We start from the raw sequence: 17,024 nt of genomic DNA, 5'->3' as shown, positions 1-17,024 counted from the left end.
TTAGATACCTAAATTTTATAGTGCTATAACCGCGCTGTCAATTTTTTTGGCGCTCTGACTTTTTTGCCTCACCTTGTCCTTTATATTTTCTCCAACCTACATAAGATAATGTAGAGACAATGATACTGCCCGTCGATATGATCACCCACCAGAGGGATGGGTCCGCCTCATCCTCTTGTTTATTCTCAAACAGCTTCTCAAGGTCAGTTTCCAAGGATGTTAATTCGGTCATGGTTTCCGTGCCATCCAATACGTCTTGCCGGTAGTGATCCAAGTAGGAGATCCTGGCGTCCAGCGCTTGAGCGCGTTCTACCGGAATATCTATTTTAATACTTGGTTGGATAATATTATATTTCGATAAAAACACATTCAATGTGGTATGGTATTCATCAGCATTTCCATTTTCCGCTGCCGACTTCACTCCATTAAATGCCTCCATTATCGGGTCTTCCATTTCGACCCACAAAGGCTGATATTGACTGCTTAAAGCATCCATCACAAGGCGGAACTTTGTAACGGCGTTCACCTTTTGTTCCATGTCAGCAGAGGTCTGATTGATGCTCTCCACTGCCAGATTATGTGAGATGGTGAGAATTCTTAGCTCATCCATTGAAAAAGACCGTTGGGCACTCAAGGATGCAAATTCATCAGAAAAATAAACCAGTAGATGTTTCGCTTCTTCATATCTTCCAGCCTTTGTCATTTGCAAGGCCTGGTCTGCAACTTCATCAAGCTCGTTCATCGGAGACGTCGACTCTACTGCATTTAATGGGTGAGGTATTAAAATGAGAAAAAAGAAAAGCGCGATAAAGAATTGGATAAATTTCATACTTGTCCCCCCTAAAACTACTAGTAAAGTTTATGAAAGGGTGGACAAGAGTAGACCAAAAAAGACTATGGCATCGAATGAATATTTAATCGCTTCGTTTTTCGTGTAAAGTAAAAAGCGATTGCGATCGATGCAATACTTAACCAGAAAGTGAAGTACCCAATATGCTGTATGTACATATACAATCTGGAGTATACAGGAAACTGCATGTAGACGTAATCAATTATGTCATTATGGATGGTCCAGATTCCACCGGCAACAATATGCCAGATCTTCACCCGGTAAAAGGAAGAATACAATATCCCTTGGGCCGCCATCGCTCCGTGTGACGCCATGAGCATATAACCCTCCCAAGGTAGATCACCGGCAACCCAAAGCGTTAACAAATTCATTACCACGGCCCATATCCCATATTTAAATAGCGTGATAATGGCTAACACTTCAACTAAGGGCCAATTGCGATTTAGTAAAAATGCTATGAGAACAAAACAAAAAAACAGGCTTGCTGTCGGGCTGTCGGGAACAAACACTAAAAATTGCGAGGGGGTATTTCGTAGTTGAGGGATATACCATATATAACCGTATATAGTCCCAAATAAGTTCACTATGAGAAGCAACCATATAAACGTTTTGTTCTTCAAGATGGACATGATCCAGAGCATGTATTTAATCCTCTCTTCCAAGTAGAAAAAAAAGAGCCAACGTAAGCCGGCCCTTTTTCACTATTATTCTTTTAACCCAGAGATGAATTCAGCCAGTTTGTCCAGCTCTTCATCTGATCCTTTAAATAAACCTGCAGGCATGCCTGGTGGTTTACCGTTTTTAGCGATATCCGCTACTTCTTCAGGTGAGAGGCCAGTTGCAACTAAAGAAGGTCCTGCTCCACCTTGCAGATTTTCACCATGACAGTTAATACAACCATTCTTCTGGTCTGCATAGATTTTATACCCTTCAGACTCTTTATCGATATCCACTTCAGCCTGGATCTTACCTTGTTCCTTCGCTGCTTCCCAGTCATGAGTCACAACTGATTCCCAAGTCAAGAAATATGTTGCTGCAAGTGCCAATAACATGAATCCTACTGCAAATGGACGTTTCGTTGGACGACGTTCCGGTCCCACGTCGATAAATGGAGCAAGTAGTAGCGCCCCAAATGCGATTCCAGGAATAATGAATGCTCCAATAACATTATAAGGTCCAGATGCGTATGTGTATTTAAGTAATTGGTATAAGAATAAGAAATACCAGTCAGGTAATGGAATATATCCAGTATCTGTTGGATCGGCAACACGCTCTAACGGTGATGGATGAGCAACCGTTAAACATAGATAACCGATTAGGAAAACAGCTCCAACTAACCATTCTTTTAGTAAGAAGTTTGGCCAGAAAGCCTCTGTTTTTCCAGGGAACTCCGAATAATCTTTAGGAATATTCGGCTTTCTGTCTGCAGGTACACGTGAGTCCCCTACAAACTTCATCCCTTTTCCTCGATGCATAGCGTCCCCCTCCTTCTAATTTAAGGTTCATTAATATATGTTCGTATCTTATAGTGGTCCTGAAATACCTTGCTTACGGATCATCAGGAAGTGAGCCCCCATTAGTCCAAGCAATGCTGCAGGCAGGAAGAATACATGAATAGCGAAGAATCTCGTTAGTGTTTGTGCACCAATGATAGAAGAATCTCCAGCGAGTAAGATCTTCACTTGCTCACCAATGAATGGTGTTGCAGCTGCGATTTCGATACCGACCTTCGTAGCAAATAGCGCTTTCATATCCCACGGTAATAAGTAACCAGTGAAACCAAGTCCTAACATTACGAAGAAAATAAGTACTCCAACAACCCAGTTCAGTTCACGAGGTTTTTTGTATGCACCTTGGAAGAAGACACGTAGTGTATGTAAAAACATCATTACGATAACCAAACTAGCTCCCCAGTGATGCATTCCACGGACAATTTGTCCAAATGCAACTTCATTTTGCAGGTAATACACAGATTCCCAAGCGTTTTTAATATCTGGAACATAGTACATTGTCAAGAACATTCCAGATAAAATTTGAATTACGGTAACGAAGAATGTTAAACCACCAAAACAGTAAACAAACGCTGAAAAGTGATGCGCCGGGTTTACATGTTCAGGTACTTCGTGGTCCGCAATATCGCGCCACAAAGGCGTAATGTCCAAACGCTCGTCAACCCAATCATAGATTTTGTTCAGCACAGATTACGCCCCCTTACTTAACATATTTATTTGGTTCAGGTTGTCCAAGGTATAAAATACCGTCTTTTTCTTTTGTTGGATATACATCCAACGGTGCTGTCGGTGGTGTACCAGGAACATTCTTCCCGTTTTTCTCATACAGTCCACCGTGACAAGGGCAATAGAACTTGTTTGGGTTACTCTTGTCGCCCGCCCAGTTAACAGTACATCCAAGATGCTTACATACTGGTGAAAGAGCAACAACATTTCCTTCTTTGTTCTTATAAACCCATGCAGTTTGTGTTACTTCTGATGTGTACCACGCATCTTTTTGTTCATAAGAGAAATCGACACGTACTGGTTCATTCGTTAACTCTGAAACTTTTTGCTTTGTCGCTTTAAATTCTCCAGCAGCTGAAGTTTTTAATACTGGATCTACAGCAAATCGAACCATCGGCATTAACATTCCTGCCGCCATGAAACCGCCTACACCCGTAAGTGTATAGTTAAGGAATTGACGTCTAGATACACGATGTTTGCTCATCCTTTTCCCCCCTCTATCGTAAGGTAAGTCCATCGGACATATTTCGCACAAATATAAAACTAGGACATAACTATGATATATTAAACTCTATACAAGGTCAATAACTCTCTAATCTAAATGATGGACACAATGTGAAGTTTTTATGAATTTTTTTGCCATTTTTGTACAATCACATTTAAGAGTTGCTTCACCTGATCTTCCATGATGGAATGTTTGTACTGTTCCTCTAAATGCTCAAGCGGTATGGAGGGCACCCAGATCAGGCGGTCATGCAATTCCCCCTCTACCTTTTTCCACTCACTGTCCGATGTCAGAAAGAACGTATGTTTCACTCCGCTTGCACTTAATTCCTCTGCCCACTGGGTTAATCTTGAAACCTCTTCCGCCCTTGAGGCAGTCATTACATACGTAAATGGCGGCGTCATGATCATCCTGCCTTTGAATTGTCTTTCAAGGTGAAAGGTGAGTAGAGTTATAAATTCGGATTGTGCTGCAGATACTTTGATATCCTTCCCAAAATCAACAGGAACAATCGGAATGACAGCAGTATCTATGTATTCTTTTTCAGATTCAAAAACTTCAATATCTTTTACGTTCCAATTCATGTAAAACCCTCGTTTCGTCTTTCATTTTTCACTTCCCATCATATCACTTTATAACTCCCTGTTAAAAGCGATTTCACTTTTTGATTTTATTATGTTCCATAATCCTTTTTCCTATCTAACTATTCAATAAAAAAATCGAATGAAGAGATGTCTTTTTCTCTTCATTCGATCTTTTAGCTTAAGCTGTTCAATTCTTTTGTTAATTTCTTGAAGGACTTTTCATCACCCGTATCAAGTGCCTGATCAATGGCCTTCAGCAACCGATCACGTTGAAAGGTTTGCAAACTGTCTTTAAGAAACTGCTCAGCCACAATCCTGTCTTTTTCATTAATCAATAAATACTTTGGCATAAACGGATTTTCTTCAAGTACCGCTGCAAATTGATAACTTGAATTTGCCTTACTGAAGTTCAGTTGAATGTAAATATCTTCGTCTTTATTTAAACGAATGTCGTGAAATGACTTTTCTGCATCTGTTGTCATAATATTTTCTTTATAAAAGCGGAATGGCACATCCTCAACACAATGTGTGGACATCACAAGCCCCCTGGGGCAGTACTGGGACTCTTCCACAAAATGAACTTTTTTCATTAATTGATCATGACTCATCAGGTAATTCAGTATCCATACACATTCTCTTCTTTTTAATTGATATCGGTTCAGAAACCAGCGAATAAATTCTTTCTTCTCGTTGACAGAAACAGGGGTGGTCATGGTTTTCCCTCCTCTGCAGAATCCTTTTATAAGGTCCGTTTTCCTTTTGACAATTTAAAAACGTTAGCTACTCTAAGGTGTTCTCATGTGCTTACACACCAGTCAATTCCCTTTGTACCACCGACGTCGATCAGTCTTGTAATCTTTCAATTAACTCCTGCCACTCGTCATTTGAAGGATCCATTTCAATCAGGTGTTCATATACTTCTATCGCTTCACCTCTGAGTCCTTCTTCTACTAAAAATTGTCCGTACTCTAGTAAAAACTCTTGATGATTCTTAAAGTAAGTATATGCAATACGGTATTGTTTTAATGCATGATTATATTGTTCAAGCCCTTCATAAGCCTTGGCGAGGTCCCAATTGATTTGAGGCTCTTCTTCCCCTTCGACCGTAAGCATCTGGGCAATTTCCAATACATCATCAAATCGGTCCTGTGTAAAGAATAATTTATTAATGACCAAAGCTGCTTCTACATAACCGGGATCTAATGCTAAGGCTTCCCTTAAAAATGCTTCTGCCTCACTCTCTAATCCAAGCTTCAAGGAAATCTTTCCACCGAACAAATTCAGTTCCTTGTTGTATTCATCCTGCTTTACGCCTTCTTGTATGGTTTCAATGCTTTCCTGCAGCATTTCTTCATGCTCATATGATTTCGCTAATAATAAATACACCGAATGATATTCAGGGTCTAACTCCTTAACGGAAACAAACTTTTCAATGGCTTTTTCGTAGAAACCAGCCTGATAAGCGGTAAAGGCGTAACCGAACAGAGTATTTATTTCAAGATGATCCTCAAGTGCCTTTTCATAATGTGTCAAAGCTTCTTCAAAGGCTCCTCCCACACTATAAGCTTCTGCTAATCTTTGATGAACATTTGTACCACCAATCTCAGTGGTCCCATTCTGGATAAGAGTTTGATAGTGCCTTATTGCTTCCAGGAACCTGCCTGTTTCGGAATATAGTTCCCCCAGGCCAAAATCAATGACGGGCTCATCGGGTAATAACCTCTTGGCTTGTAAAAGCTTTTGTTCACTTACTTCAAATAAGCCTTGGATTTGATATAAATCTGCCAAGAGAAGCAATGCTCTTGGGTAGATTGGATCTTTTTCATCCAATTCTGCAAGTTTGTTTATTGCTTCTTCTTCGTTATCCATTTCCACCAGCACTTCTGCAAGTTCAACCAAGAGCTCTCCCTCGCCCGGATAGTACTGAAGGAGATTTTCATACAATTCTTTTGCTTCATCAAGAAACCCTAAATGGTGTAATTCTTCAGCCAGGCTGAATTTCTCTTCATGGCTTCCAAATTTCAATGCTTGCTTATACTCTTTCTGTGCTTCTTCCAATTTTCCTTCTTCTAAAGAAGATAACATTCGTTCAGCGTATGACATGGTCAATCCCTTTCTATAAAAAAGCTTATATTCATTTAAATAAAGTACCCCGGTGTTTGGATGATTAGTTCTTCACCCGCCCCAGGATAAAAATAGCCTCTATCATTTAAGTAATAATATTTTCCTTTGTTCATTGTACATTTTAGCACATGACGACCGGTTTGAAACGGTAAGGGCTCAACACCCTCCTCTTCGACTTTCATATAGAGGTTATAACTTATTTCTCCACCTACTAAAAAATTTCCTCTAAGGGGGTAAATTCCAATTTTCTTCAGTTTCTCTAAAGACATTGGTTCTTTTTGAGTAATTTCATTTGAAAGATGAGGGATTTTCTCGTTTCCCATCGAATTTTGCCATATTTTAAGATGCTTTATTTTTGTTTTTTTGTCTATGTTTGTCGTAAAAAAAGGGACAAAAGTAATAGGGTAATCGTATAAAAAACCTTTGATCCATCCCCAGCGAATTTCCTTGAATGTTTCTATTTCGTCAATGTTAACCCAGACGACAGGAATCTTATGTCTTTTGCATGACCGGATAATCGTTGGAGTGATAAGATTTGCGGATGTTTTTAATCCTATTGTGTAGTCAAGAGGACTGTTAAGCAAGGAGGTTTTGCGTTCATTTAATTTAGATAGGAATTCAAATTCGTACTTTAAATCAAATGCCGTCAGGACTGTGGTACACCCTTTATTGATAAATTCATCTACGTAATAATTCTTGATTGAAAGGAAATCCTTCCCTATAGGTACCTCTAAATCACACATGACATGTCCAGGAGTCATCATGAAAGATGAAACATCCATCCTCATGTAGCGATAATATGAAAAGCTGTCTCTAATGGCCGATATTTTATCGTCTTTAACCAGCAAAGAGGTTTGAGTGACTTTGGAATCTTTAACCCAATTCGCATTTTCAATAATGTACGTGCTCAATTCGTCATCACCTTCCTTTATAGACAAGCTATGAAAGAAGGGGTGAAATCATGCTATGCATTCATATAAAAGGAGAGGTGAAAGGACTAAACCCCAGTCCAAACACCTCCCTCAAGAGTTCATGTACATTATTTCTTTATCAGATGATTTATATGCTCAAAGAAAGCTGGATACGAAATGTTCACTGCACCCGCTCCTTCAAGATAGACGTCAGAATCCGTTATTAAAGAAGCTACAGCCAGTGTCATACCAATCCTGTGATCACCCCAGGAATGAACCTCACCGCCATGCAATGGCGTTTTCCCTTCAATGATCATCCCGTCATCCGTTCCTCGAATGTCAGCCCCAAGCTTCCCGAGCTCTTGAACAATGGCATCGATACGATTTGTTTCCTTAACCTTTAACTCCTCCGCATCCTTAATGGTTGTCTTCCCCTTTGCCTGGGAAGCTAACAAGGCGATAACAGGAATTTCATCAATTAACGAAGGAATCAGGTCCCCCCCTATTTCAATGCCAGTAAGATCGGAAGATTCCACCAGGATGTCACCTATCGGTTCACCATCTTTCGAACTCTCCATTATTTCTAAGGATGCACCCATTCGCTTCATCACTTCTACAATTCCTACGCGGGTTTCGTTAAGACCGACATTTCTCAGTAGCACTCTGCTATCAGGTACGATGGCAGCAGCTACCATAAAGAAGGCTGCTGAGGAAATATCCCCTGGGACATAAACTTCAGTCCCTTTCAAAACCTGACCGCCCTTCACTTTGATTGTATCTCCATGCCGCTCGATATGACCCCCAAATTCGATGATCATTTTTTCTGTATGATTTCTCGTTTTTTCCGGTTCTTCAATTTCAGTTATTCCTTCAGCCTGTAGTCCTGCTAAAATCAGGGCAGATTTCACCTGTGCACTGGCTACAGGTAATGAATAGTGAATCCCTTTGAGGTTCCCTCCCCGAATCGATAATGGAGTATAGTTACCTTCAGAACGACCATCTATTATTGTCCCAAACTTCTTCAATGGTTCCGTTACTCTTTTCATTGGGCGTTTTGCAATCGAGTCATCCCCAATAAGGACTGAATGAAATGGTCTTCCTGCCAAAATCCCCATGATAAGACGAGTAGTGGTACCCGAGTTCCCTACATCCAGGATGTCCTGTGGTTCTGTTAAATGATCCCACCCTTCGCCCTGAACAATTACTTTCTCCTCTGTCACTTGAATGTCTACACCTAACTTACGGAAGCATTCGATTGTACTTAAACAATCCTCTCCCATAAGAAAATTATGTATAACCGTTTTTCCTTCAGCAACCGAACCAAACATAACAGCCCGGTGAGAAATAGATTTATCCCCAGGAACCTGCAGTTCTCCATTTAGACCTTTTCGGGGGTTTATTAATATCTTCTTTCCTTCCATCCTTATCACCCTTTATCCTAAGAATAATTCATAGCCCGTATTTTCTTTTAAACAGTTTAGAGCTCTTTCTCTATCTTCCAGTGTTTGAAAGCTAATGACTAATACTCCGTAAATATCTTCCCTCGTCTCCAGGATTCTAATGTTTGTTAAGCTTATGTTTTCATGAGCGAGGTAAGCTGTAACTTCAGAAATCACCCCCGGATAATCCGGAACGTCCACAAATAGATCATAGAATGAGGGGATTGCCCCTTTTTCAAGGATTGGAAGATCATCCCTAAAGGTTTTCGCTTCACTAAAATAATCAAAAATTTTCTGTGCATCGTTCTCTTCGATGATGGTCATTACCTCATCCATCTCAGCTTTCCATTGTTTGAGGAGAGAAAGCAACACCGTTCTGTTCTGAAGCGTGATATCCTTCCACATTGTCGGATTTGACGAGGCAATCCGTGTAATATCACGGAACCCGCCAGCAGCCAATCGACGCAAATATGGGTGCTGTACAGAGGATTCTTTCGCCTGATGAACAAGAGAAGCGGCAACAATATGTGGAAAATGACTAATCGTACCCGTTAATTCATCGTGTTCCTTTGGTTCTACGATCAGAAATTTGGCATTGGTTCCTTTCAGCCACTTTTGAAGCTCTTCCACTTTTTGGTCAGAAGCATCGGGACTGGGAGTCAACATATAAAAGGCATTCTCAAATAAGATTTCTTTTGCTGCTGCGACACCACTTTTATGAGAACCCGCCATTGGATGACCACCAATAAATTGAAACCCTTTTGAAGTCAACAATTCGGAACACTTCATAATTTGTTCTTTCGTGCTCCCTGTGTCGGTGATTAGAACCGTTTCTTTTAAGGAGAATGTTTGAAATTGTTCAATGATTCTTTCAGTTTGATAGACTGGAGTCGAAATGATGATGAGATCCGCTTTTTCAGCAGCAGACTGTAAGGAAAGAGTCATTTCATCGATAATTCCCAGTGACCTCGCCAAACGTAATTCTTTATGATTAACATCATGGCCAATGATTTTAGCATCGGGGTGTTCGCTCTTTATACAGAGCGCCAATGATCCTCCGATTAATCCCATGCCAATGACCAATACCGTCCCTTTCATAATTGTCCCCCTCATATGATTTGAAAAAAGTCGGTAAGGGCTCGAAGCCCTTCCGACCATCTCTTTCCTTTTTACACTCCGTTTTGAAGGACTAAAAATTCCTTCATTTTTTCAATAACCTCTTCGTTTTGATCATGAGAGCCGACAGTTACCCTTACAGAGTTAGGATACCCCAGAGCCTCTCCGGAACGCACAATGTATCCTTTACTCATTAAGTATTGGAATACATCATCACCGCTGACACCGAAATCGATTAACACGAAATTTGCCTGTGATGGAAAAAAGTTCAGACCGTGTTCCCGGCAGAACTGGTAATACTGTTCCAATCCTTTTCGATTGCTCTCCCTGCATTCTCTGATAAATTCCTGATCTTCAACCGCTGCGGCTGCGGCTCCTTGACCTAAAGAATTATTATTAAACGGTTCACGGATCGGTTCTAACTTCCTAATCACATCTTCATTCGCAATTCCGAATCCTACCCTAAAGCCTGCTAATCCGTAAGCCTTTGAGAAAGTACGTGTAATTAATAATTGAGGGTACGATTTTAATAATTCCAATGAATCATAATAATCTTCGGCCACGACATATTCATAATAGGCTTCGTCCAAAACGACCAATACATGTGCGGGAACAGCATCCAGAAATGAGATGAGCTCTTCACTGCGAATATACTCCCCTGTTGGATTATTTGGTGAACAAAGCCAAACGACTGAGGTAGTTTCATCAACTTCAGCAAGCATTTGGGTTAACTGATGTCTGCCAGCCGGATCAAGGGGAACTTCTCTTACCTCCGCTCCTTCAACAATAGCATTGTGCTTATACTGAGGGAAGGTCGGTTTCGCCATTACCGTGCTCTTATCACCATCTAATAAAGCTCTTGATATGATCTCTATCACTTCATCTGAACCATTCCCGAACAGTAATTGTCCAGGGCCAACAGATAGCTGTTCAGCCACCTTCATACGCAATTCTTTAGCGTAGCCGTCGGGATAAATGGCATGTGAAAAAGCGTTTGTTCTTAAAAAGGTTTCCACCTTTTTTGAGCATCCAAATGGATTTTCATTGGAAGCAAGCTTCACTACTTTCTCGAGATTGAATAGTTCTTTCACATCATCCATCGTTTTCCCGGGCTGATATGCTTTAAGATTTTGAATTTGAGATTTCCACTTCATGTTTAACTTCCTTTCAGACGTTTTCATCAAAGAGAGGCTAGTTATCTTTCAAGTCAGGACGTAAGCTGACTGCATTTTTCATGTAAATATGTTGTATGTCTTTCTGAGATGTTGAAGTATTATAGTGAATCATCACTCTAATACAGTATGACAATCCTTGAGGGATATCCAACTCTTGCATGCACATAACGGGTACATATTTCCATTCTTCGAACCTTCTTAATGCTTTAGCAGGAAATACGCTCTTAATATCACTCGTGGCAGAAATAAATACTGATGCAACATCCTCTGCCATAATATTATTATGTAAAATCATTTCTTTTAAGAGACTTTCAGTTGAAAGGAGAACTTCCTTTTCATTGTCACAATCCGTCGTAGTGGCGCCTCGAACTCCCCTGATCATTCTTCCACTCCCTTTTTCTCCTTTGATTAAACACTCTTTTTATGTTCTTGCGGGTTTTATTAAATCCAGAGTAGGCTTTACAACTGCCTGATAAACTCATCTGCCCGTCTTAAATCCCCTTCAGATACCTTCACCATCAATGGCTCGCCAATATCCTTCAATAACACAAAAACAGGATTTCCGTATTGGGACTTTTTATCATGCCTCATTCCCTCATATAATCTGTCAAATGTAATATGAGATGGAATGTTTAGATTGTATCCAAGTGTAGTGACCCATTTAATGAATTCTTGTAGATTAAATGAAAGTCCGCAATACTGTTCACTAAGATAGAGAGCAAAGATCATCCCGATCATTACCGATTCACCATGAGTGCGATTTCCGTACCCGCTGGCACTTTCAACAGCGTGCCCATACGTATGTCCAAAATTCAAAAAAGCTCGTATATTCGACTCTCTTTCGTCCTTTGAAACAATATCCCCTTTTACACGAATCCCTTTCACTAGGCAATCCGTTAAGAATTCCTTTTCCATTTTTTCCGGAGAATGGAACGAATGCATTAATTCTTGTAAAAAGGTTCGATCGGATAAAAAAGCATGCTTGATCACTTCTGAAAACCCGGATAGCACTTCAGTTCTAGGTAAAGTTGTAAAATAATCTAAATCAAAAAACACACCTTCAGGCTGATAAAACTGCCCTACCATGTTTTTACCCAGGGGATGATTGATCGCAACCTTCCCCCCAACAGCACTATCATGAGCCAGTATCGTTGTAGGGACACCTATGAATGGGATTCCCCTCATATAGGTGGAAGCGACGAAACCAGCAAGATCACCGATTGCCCCTCCTCCGAATGCTATCACCAAGGACCCTCGATCGATATGGTTTTTAAGGCCATGTGTGATGGCTTCTTCATAAACGGCAAAGCTTTTCGCGTGTTCGCCATTAGGAGCCTCATAAGTCGTCACTTCATACGATTGACTTAAAATCTCTGAGAAAGCTGTTCCATGAAGCTTGTAGACCTCTTTATCGGCAATGATCCATAATTTAGAGATAGCAGGAAAGGTCTTTTTAATAAAAGAAACAATTTCATTCGTCATTTCTACTCCAATTTTCACTTCATACGTTTTAGAAGCAGTTTGAATGGTTACATGTTTCATTCATTAATACTCCCTTGACTCTTGTCGTTGTCTATTGATATCTTCAGAAAGCTTATCGAATTGATCACTGTGAAATTGCTCTACAATTGCAGATGCAAGCTCCCATGCAACTACGGCTTCTGCCACTACGCTGGCAGCCGGTACCGCACAGCTATCCGATCTCTCGATGCTTGCTTTAAATGGCTCCTTCGTTTCAATATCCACGCTTTGCAATGGTTTATAAAGGGTAGGAATGGGCTTCATGACGCCTTTTACTCGGATTGGCATTCCAGTCGTCATACCGCCTTCAAATCCGCCTAAACGATTCGTCTTTCGGTAGTACCCTTCTTCTTCACTCCACGCGATCTCATCGTGAACTTCACTTCCAGGTTTTCGGGCCATTTCAAATCCTAAGCCGAATTCGACCCCTTTGAATGCGTTTATACTCATCACTGCCATGGCAATCTTCGCATCAAGTTTGCGATCATAATGAACGTAACTTCCTACTCCTGGGGGCATACCTTCTACGATGACTTCCACAACCCCACCAATGGAGTCTCCATTTTGTTTAGCCTGATCTATTAAGTCCATCATTTTTTGTGCCGCTTCTTCATCCAGGCATCTTACCGGAGATTCTTCGGTTATATGCTTGAGTTCACTGATAGAATCATAGTGTAGTTTCTCTGCTTTAATGCCACCAATTTCAAGAACATGCCCGACAACCTCGATACCTAATAGCTTTAACAATTTTTTGGCAACGGCTCCTGCCGCCACTCTAACAGTCGTTTCTCTTGCTGACGACCTTTCTAATACATTCCTCAGGTCCCTATGTCCATATTTCATGCCACCAACCAGATCTGCATGCCCCGGTCTTGGCCTTGAAATCTTTCTCTTTACCTCCTCTTCTTCTCCAGGCTCGAGAGCTTCGATACCCATTACTTTCGTCCAGTGAGTCCAGTCTTTATTCTCCACAACCAGTCCTAAAGGAGATCCCAGAGTATATCCATGTCTTACTCCCCCAACAATGGAGGCCTGGTCCTTCTCGATTTGCATTCTTCGACCACGACCATACCCTTTTTGCCTTCTTGCCAGGTTTTCATTGATATCCTCTTCTGCTAAAGGCATTCCAGCAGGCAGGCCTTCAATGATGGTCGTTAATTGTGGTCCATGTGATTCTCCAGATGTTAAGTATCTCATTTACTTTCCCCCTTCAACTCGTTAAAGAATTATGTACCAATATAACATAGAGTTTATGTCATTTCCTAGTCCTTAAGTTTAAAAATTTTCTAACAATCTCTTTCCCTAAGATTAAAAAACGATGTGAACCCAATACATATGAACGCATCAGCTGGATGGTTACCATTAAGGAACCATTCAGCCGTATACTATATGCAGATTGACATCGTCGTTTTTATATTTTTTTGTAGAAGAATGTGTCTTCTGTTTCAAAGCCATATTGAGACGGATTAAAGAGTTGTTCTGTACTGCCTACAAATAGTACGCCGCCAGTTTTTAGTGAAGCATTGAATTTTTTATATAAAATGTTTTTTGCTTCTTCTGTAAAATAAATTAACACATTTCTGCAAACGATCAAGTCATAGTTCCCTTCAAACGGGTCAACCAAAAGGTTCTGTTGTTTGAATGTAACGGTTCTCTTAATTTCTTCATTCAGTTTAAAAAAGGGAGGTTCCTGAGTGAAAAATCGGGCTTTCATCTCTCTTGGGACCTCATTTAGTGATCGCTCAGGATAGATACCGTTCTTCGCTCGCTGAATCGCATTCTTATCGATGTCTGTAGCGTTGATGCATATTTGAGAAAGGGGCATGTACTTTGATAGCATCATAGCAAGGGTATAGGGCTCTTCCCCTGTAGAACAGGCTGCACTCCAGACTTTAGGGGTTTTCTGTTCACGTAACATTCTGGGTAAAATTTTCTTTTCAAGTACTTCCCACCGTGTGTAGTTGCGGTAGAACTCTGTAACGTTAATCGTCATCCGATCCAGGAACTCTTCCATTTCCTCTCTGTCCCGGGTCATGCTTCTGAAAAACTCTTGAAAACTCCCGTATCCCCTCTTTTCATATAGGGCAGTTAATCTACGCTTCATTTGGGCTTCTTTGTAAAGGGATAAATCAATACCGGTTTTGCGTTTTATCCCCTGTATGAATTCATAATAATCATTGGACATCTGATTCACTCTCTTTGCACCTTTTAAGTATGGATCTATATTAACTATATCGAACATTCAAGTGGAAAGTTAAACCGAAAAGCAAAAAAGCAAGTCGTCTTAAACGACTTGCTCTACTGGTTATTATACGAAGATTAATAAACCCACTCATTCATTAACTTAGAATATTCAACTAATTCCTCTTCTTTGAAGAATAATCCGATTTCTCTTACTGCGCTTTCTGCTGAATCGGATCCGTGAATAATATTCTTTCCGACTGTTAATCCGTAATCACCGCGGATTGTACCAAGGGCAGCATCCTTAGGGTTTGTTGCACCCATCATTCCACGAGCTGTCGTGATAACGTTTTCACCCTGCCAAACCATTGCAAATACAGGTCCGGAAGTGATAAAGTCAACAAGTTCTCCAAAGAATGGTCTTTCCTTGTGCTCACCGTAATGCTCTTCAGCAAGCTCATTTGAAATGCTCATTAGCTTTGCCCCTACTAATTGAAAGCCCTTTTTTTCAAAACGTGATACGATATCACCGATTAACCCTCTTTGTACGCCGTCCGGCTTTACCATTAAAAATGTTTTTTCCATCTTCCCCACTCCTAAATATGTATGTATAGAAGTCCTAAGGACATCCCACGAAAATAGTAACACTGATTGGGGTTTTTGGCAACGTTTCCATTTTAAATTTTCTTAATATTTTCTCTTGCCGATATAGTTTGCGATATTTTTCAACGTTTTCTTCACACGGTTATAAGGGAGATGATTTAAATCTTCCAACGCCCTGTCCAAATACATTCTACTAAGCTGATGGGATCGATCTATCGCATCCGTTGCTAAGATGGACGAAATGATTTCTTTCATCTCTTCAGGAGAAGTGTATTCAGTCACTCTTTCGATCTTCGTTTTCAGTTTAGGATTTTCCATTGCATATAAAATCGGCAGGGTGATATTACCTTGCCATAGATCACTCCCAGCAGGCTTTCCAAGTTCTTCCTCACTTGCTGTAAGATCTAATATATCATCTGTAATCTGAAAGCTCATTCCCACATTATAACCAAAGCGAAAGAGGCGTCGATGGATTTCAGCTGGAGCACCTGATGAAATAGCGCCTATCTGACAGCTGACAGCAATAAGCAGAGCCGTTTTCCGTTTGATTCTGAGCAGGTAATCTCTCAGGTTTTGATCAAATCGATATTTATCTTTTATTTGAGCGATTTCACCCTTACACACTTCAACAATGGTACGAGAAAGTATTTGGTGCGCTTCAGGTGCTTTAATATTCGTCATATATTCGAGAGCACGTGCAAAGATGTAATCCCCGGTATACATGGCGATACGATTGTCCCATTGAGCTTTAATCGTCGGCTTTCCTCTTCTTAATTCTGCATCATCAATTACGTCATCATGAACGAGGGATGCCATATGAATTAACTCTAAAGCCACTGCTACATTTTTCAAAATGTTTATATCATATTGTCCGAATTTTGCAGACAGCAAGACGAAAACAGGTCGGATTCTTTTACCACCTGCTTGTAGAAGGTGAAGGGACGCCTCTTGTAATAGTTGTGATTCTGACTCAATCGCAACTTCAAGTTCCTTTTCAATTTCATCTATATCCGTTTTTAGAAACGAATACATCCTGTTTAGCTTCATAGTTTTTCCACCTAATTTACGAATTTCTTACTTTCTGCCTGAATGCATAGCAGCCACTCCGCCACTATAGGGTTTCACGTGTATATCTTTAAAGCCTGCTTCTTCAAACATCTTTGCAAGCTCTTTCATCCCCGGAAAATCCCTCGCCGATTCCTGTAACCAGGAATATTCAGTAAAGCTCTTAGCAAAAATCTTTCCAAACATCGGCATAACAAAGCGAAAATACAAGTAATACATCTGCTTGAATCCGAACATGGTTGGTTGAGAGGTTTCAAGACAAACAGCCATTCCACCAGGCTTTACCACACGATTCATTTCTTTCAAAACATGGAGATAGTCTGGGACATTTCGTAAACCGAAGCCGATCGTAACATAATCAAACGTGTTATCTTCAAATGGCAGCTCCATTGCATTGCCGTGAATGAGCTCAATATTGTTCAAGTGGGAATGTTCCACTTTATCCCTGCCGATCGAGAGCATATTTTGACTGAAATCCAGCCCCACTACCTGTCCCGTTTCACCGACTTTTTCCCCTATCGCTAACGTCCAATCCGCGGTTCCACAGCAAACGTCCAGTGCCTTTGAGCCCGGCTCCACATTCATATGTTTCATGGTGTCTTTTCTCCACTTTTTATGTTGCTGGAAACTAATTACCGAATTCATCTTATCATAATTTGAGTATATCTTTTCAAATACTCCATGGACTTTTTGTTCTTTGGACTGCTGCATTC

General features: G+C 40.5%; 19 protein-coding genes. All 19 read right to left on the bottom strand.

Going from position 1 to position 17,024, the window contains the following annotated elements:
• Nucleotides 1–37: 37 nt before the first annotated feature.
• The 19 genes from ypjB to TV75_RS00135 all read right to left on the bottom strand — a co-directional run bounded on the left by ypjB (nt 38) and on the right by TV75_RS00135 (nt 17,022).
• Nucleotides 38–829 (bottom strand): sporulation protein YpjB, encoded by a 792-nt coding sequence (gene ypjB / locus TV75_RS00225; RefSeq protein ID WP_044336356.1) that lies wholly within the window; start codon nt 827–829, stop codon nt 38–40.
• Nucleotides 830–894: 65 nt separating this feature from the next.
• Entirely contained in the window at nt 895–1,479 is a 585-nt protein-coding gene (locus tag TV75_RS00220) for a DUF1405 domain-containing protein (protein ID WP_367379301.1), read from the bottom strand.
• A gap of 75 nt (nt 1,480–1,554) precedes the next feature.
• Entirely contained in the window at nt 1,555–2,325 is a 771-nt protein-coding gene (locus TV75_RS00215; protein WP_044336352.1) for a menaquinol-cytochrome c reductase cytochrome b/c subunit, read from the bottom strand.
• A gap of 48 nt (nt 2,326–2,373) precedes the next feature.
• The gene (qcrB, locus tag TV75_RS00210; RefSeq protein WP_044336350.1) at nt 2,374–3,048 is read right to left on the bottom strand and encodes a menaquinol-cytochrome c reductase cytochrome b subunit; all 675 of its coding nucleotides are present in this window, start codon (nt 3,046–3,048) and stop codon (nt 2,374–2,376) included.
• A gap of 13 nt (nt 3,049–3,061) precedes the next feature.
• Nucleotides 3,062–3,571 carry a ubiquinol-cytochrome c reductase iron-sulfur subunit gene (locus tag TV75_RS00205; protein ID WP_044336348.1) on the bottom strand — a complete coding sequence of 170 codons (510 nt, stop codon included), beginning with the start codon at nt 3,569–3,571 and terminating at the stop codon, nt 3,062–3,064.
• A gap of 140 nt (nt 3,572–3,711) precedes the next feature.
• Nucleotides 3,712–4,176, bottom strand: a complete 465-nt coding sequence (locus TV75_RS00200; protein ID WP_044336346.1) for a YpiF family protein — start codon at nt 4,174–4,176, stop codon at nt 3,712–3,714.
• A gap of 173 nt (nt 4,177–4,349) precedes the next feature.
• Nucleotides 4,350–4,889, bottom strand: coding sequence for a ReoY family proteolytic degradation factor (locus TV75_RS00195; protein ID WP_044336344.1), 540 nt, complete (start codon nt 4,887–4,889; stop codon nt 4,350–4,352).
• A 130-nt stretch (nt 4,890–5,019) separates the two neighbouring features.
• Nucleotides 5,020–6,279 (bottom strand): tetratricopeptide repeat protein, encoded by a 1,260-nt coding sequence (locus TV75_RS00190; RefSeq protein WP_044336342.1) that lies wholly within the window; start codon nt 6,277–6,279, stop codon nt 5,020–5,022.
• 35 nt (nt 6,280–6,314) lie between these two features.
• Nucleotides 6,315–7,064: a hypothetical protein gene (locus tag TV75_RS00185; RefSeq protein WP_172655595.1), complete on the bottom strand. Its 750-nt coding sequence runs from the start codon at nt 7,062–7,064 to the stop codon at nt 6,315–6,317.
• Nucleotides 7,065–7,339: 275 nt separating this feature from the next.
• A complete protein-coding gene (gene aroA, locus TV75_RS00180) occupies nt 7,340–8,632 on the bottom strand; it encodes a 3-phosphoshikimate 1-carboxyvinyltransferase (RefSeq protein WP_044336338.1) in 1,293 nt (430 codons plus the stop codon).
• 12 nt (nt 8,633–8,644) lie between these two features.
• Nucleotides 8,645–9,748, bottom strand: coding sequence for a prephenate dehydrogenase (locus TV75_RS00175; protein ID WP_044336336.1), 1,104 nt, complete (start codon nt 9,746–9,748; stop codon nt 8,645–8,647).
• Between the two features lie 71 nt (nt 9,749–9,819).
• A complete protein-coding gene (hisC, locus tag TV75_RS00170) occupies nt 9,820–10,920 on the bottom strand; it encodes a histidinol-phosphate transaminase (protein ID WP_044336334.1) in 1,101 nt (366 codons plus the stop codon).
• Between the two features lie 37 nt (nt 10,921–10,957).
• Nucleotides 10,958–11,323 (bottom strand): chorismate mutase, encoded by a 366-nt coding sequence (gene aroH, locus TV75_RS00165; protein ID WP_044336332.1) that lies wholly within the window; start codon nt 11,321–11,323, stop codon nt 10,958–10,960.
• A 77-nt stretch (nt 11,324–11,400) separates the two neighbouring features.
• Nucleotides 11,401–12,483 (bottom strand): 3-dehydroquinate synthase, encoded by a 1,083-nt coding sequence (gene aroB, locus TV75_RS00160; protein WP_044336330.1) that lies wholly within the window; start codon nt 12,481–12,483, stop codon nt 11,401–11,403.
• 3 nt (nt 12,484–12,486) lie between these two features.
• Nucleotides 12,487–13,659, bottom strand: a complete 1,173-nt coding sequence (gene aroC / locus TV75_RS00155) for a chorismate synthase (RefSeq protein WP_044336328.1) — start codon at nt 13,657–13,659, stop codon at nt 12,487–12,489.
• A gap of 214 nt (nt 13,660–13,873) precedes the next feature.
• Nucleotides 13,874–14,647, bottom strand: coding sequence for a CheR family methyltransferase (locus TV75_RS00150; RefSeq protein ID WP_044336327.1), 774 nt, complete (start codon nt 14,645–14,647; stop codon nt 13,874–13,876).
• A 134-nt stretch (nt 14,648–14,781) separates the two neighbouring features.
• Nucleotides 14,782–15,228, bottom strand: coding sequence for a nucleoside-diphosphate kinase (gene ndk, locus TV75_RS00145; RefSeq protein ID WP_044336325.1), 447 nt, complete (start codon nt 15,226–15,228; stop codon nt 14,782–14,784).
• Nucleotides 15,229–15,330: 102 nt separating this feature from the next.
• Nucleotides 15,331–16,293, bottom strand: coding sequence for a heptaprenyl diphosphate synthase component II (gene hepT, locus TV75_RS00140; protein WP_044336323.1), 963 nt, complete (start codon nt 16,291–16,293; stop codon nt 15,331–15,333).
• Between the two features lie 27 nt (nt 16,294–16,320).
• Entirely contained in the window at nt 16,321–17,022 is a 702-nt protein-coding gene (locus TV75_RS00135) for a demethylmenaquinone methyltransferase (RefSeq protein WP_044336321.1), read from the bottom strand.
• Nucleotides 17,023–17,024 lie beyond the last annotated feature (2 nt).

This window comes from Rossellomorea aquimaris (assembly GCF_000935355.1).
Classification (GTDB): domain Bacteria; phylum Bacillota; class Bacilli; order Bacillales; family Bacillaceae_B; genus Rossellomorea; species Rossellomorea aquimaris_B.
This window is presented reverse-complemented; position numbering and strand designations above follow the sequence as displayed.

Bases quoted from the DNA above. Each gene is read 5' to 3' on its own strand.
- TV75_RS00215 (WP_044336352.1), bottom strand. From the start codon at position 2,325: ATGCATCGAGGAAAAGGGATGAAGTTTGTAGGGGACTCACGTGTACCT.
- TV75_RS00195 (WP_044336344.1), bottom strand. From the start codon at position 4,889: ATGACCACCCCTGTTTCTGTCAACGAGAAGAAAGAATTTATTCGCTGG.
- TV75_RS00135 (WP_044336321.1), bottom strand. From the start codon at position 17,022: ATGCAGCAGTCCAAAGAACAAAAAGTCCATGGAGTATTTGAAAAGATA.
- aroB (WP_044336330.1), bottom strand. From the start codon at position 12,483: ATGAAACATGTAACCATTCAAACTGCTTCTAAAACGTATGAAGTGAAA.
- TV75_RS00190 (WP_044336342.1), bottom strand. From the start codon at position 6,279: ATGTCATACGCTGAACGAATGTTATCTTCTTTAGAAGAAGGAAAATTG.
- TV75_RS00185 (WP_172655595.1), bottom strand. From the start codon at position 7,064: ATGATGACTCCTGGACATGTCATGTGTGATTTAGAGGTACCTATAGGG.
- TV75_RS00175 (WP_044336336.1), bottom strand. From the start codon at position 9,748: ATGAAAGGGACGGTATTGGTCATTGGCATGGGATTAATCGGAGGATCA.
- ndk (WP_044336325.1), bottom strand. From the start codon at position 15,228: ATGGAAAAAACATTTTTAATGGTAAAGCCGGACGGCGTACAAAGAGGG.
- aroH (WP_044336332.1), bottom strand. From the start codon at position 11,323: ATGATCAGGGGAGTTCGAGGCGCCACTACGACGGATTGTGACAATGAA.
- aroC (WP_044336328.1), bottom strand. From the start codon at position 13,659: ATGAGATACTTAACATCTGGAGAATCACATGGACCACAATTAACGACC.
- hepT (WP_044336323.1), bottom strand. From the start codon at position 16,293: ATGAAGCTAAACAGGATGTATTCGTTTCTAAAAACGGATATAGATGAA.
- ypjB (WP_044336356.1), bottom strand. From the start codon at position 829: ATGAAATTTATCCAATTCTTTATCGCGCTTTTCTTTTTTCTCATTTTA.
- TV75_RS00200 (WP_044336346.1), bottom strand. From the start codon at position 4,176: ATGAATTGGAACGTAAAAGATATTGAAGTTTTTGAATCTGAAAAAGAA.
- aroA (WP_044336338.1), bottom strand. From the start codon at position 8,632: ATGGAAGGAAAGAAGATATTAATAAACCCCCGAAAAGGTCTAAATGGA.
- TV75_RS00150 (WP_044336327.1), bottom strand. From the start codon at position 14,647: ATGTCCAATGATTATTATGAATTCATACAGGGGATAAAACGCAAAACC.
- TV75_RS00220 (WP_367379301.1), bottom strand. From the start codon at position 1,479: ATGTCCATCTTGAAGAACAAAACGTTTATATGGTTGCTTCTCATAGTG.
- TV75_RS00205 (WP_044336348.1), bottom strand. From the start codon at position 3,571: ATGAGCAAACATCGTGTATCTAGACGTCAATTCCTTAACTATACACTT.
- hisC (WP_044336334.1), bottom strand. From the start codon at position 10,920: ATGAAGTGGAAATCTCAAATTCAAAATCTTAAAGCATATCAGCCCGGG.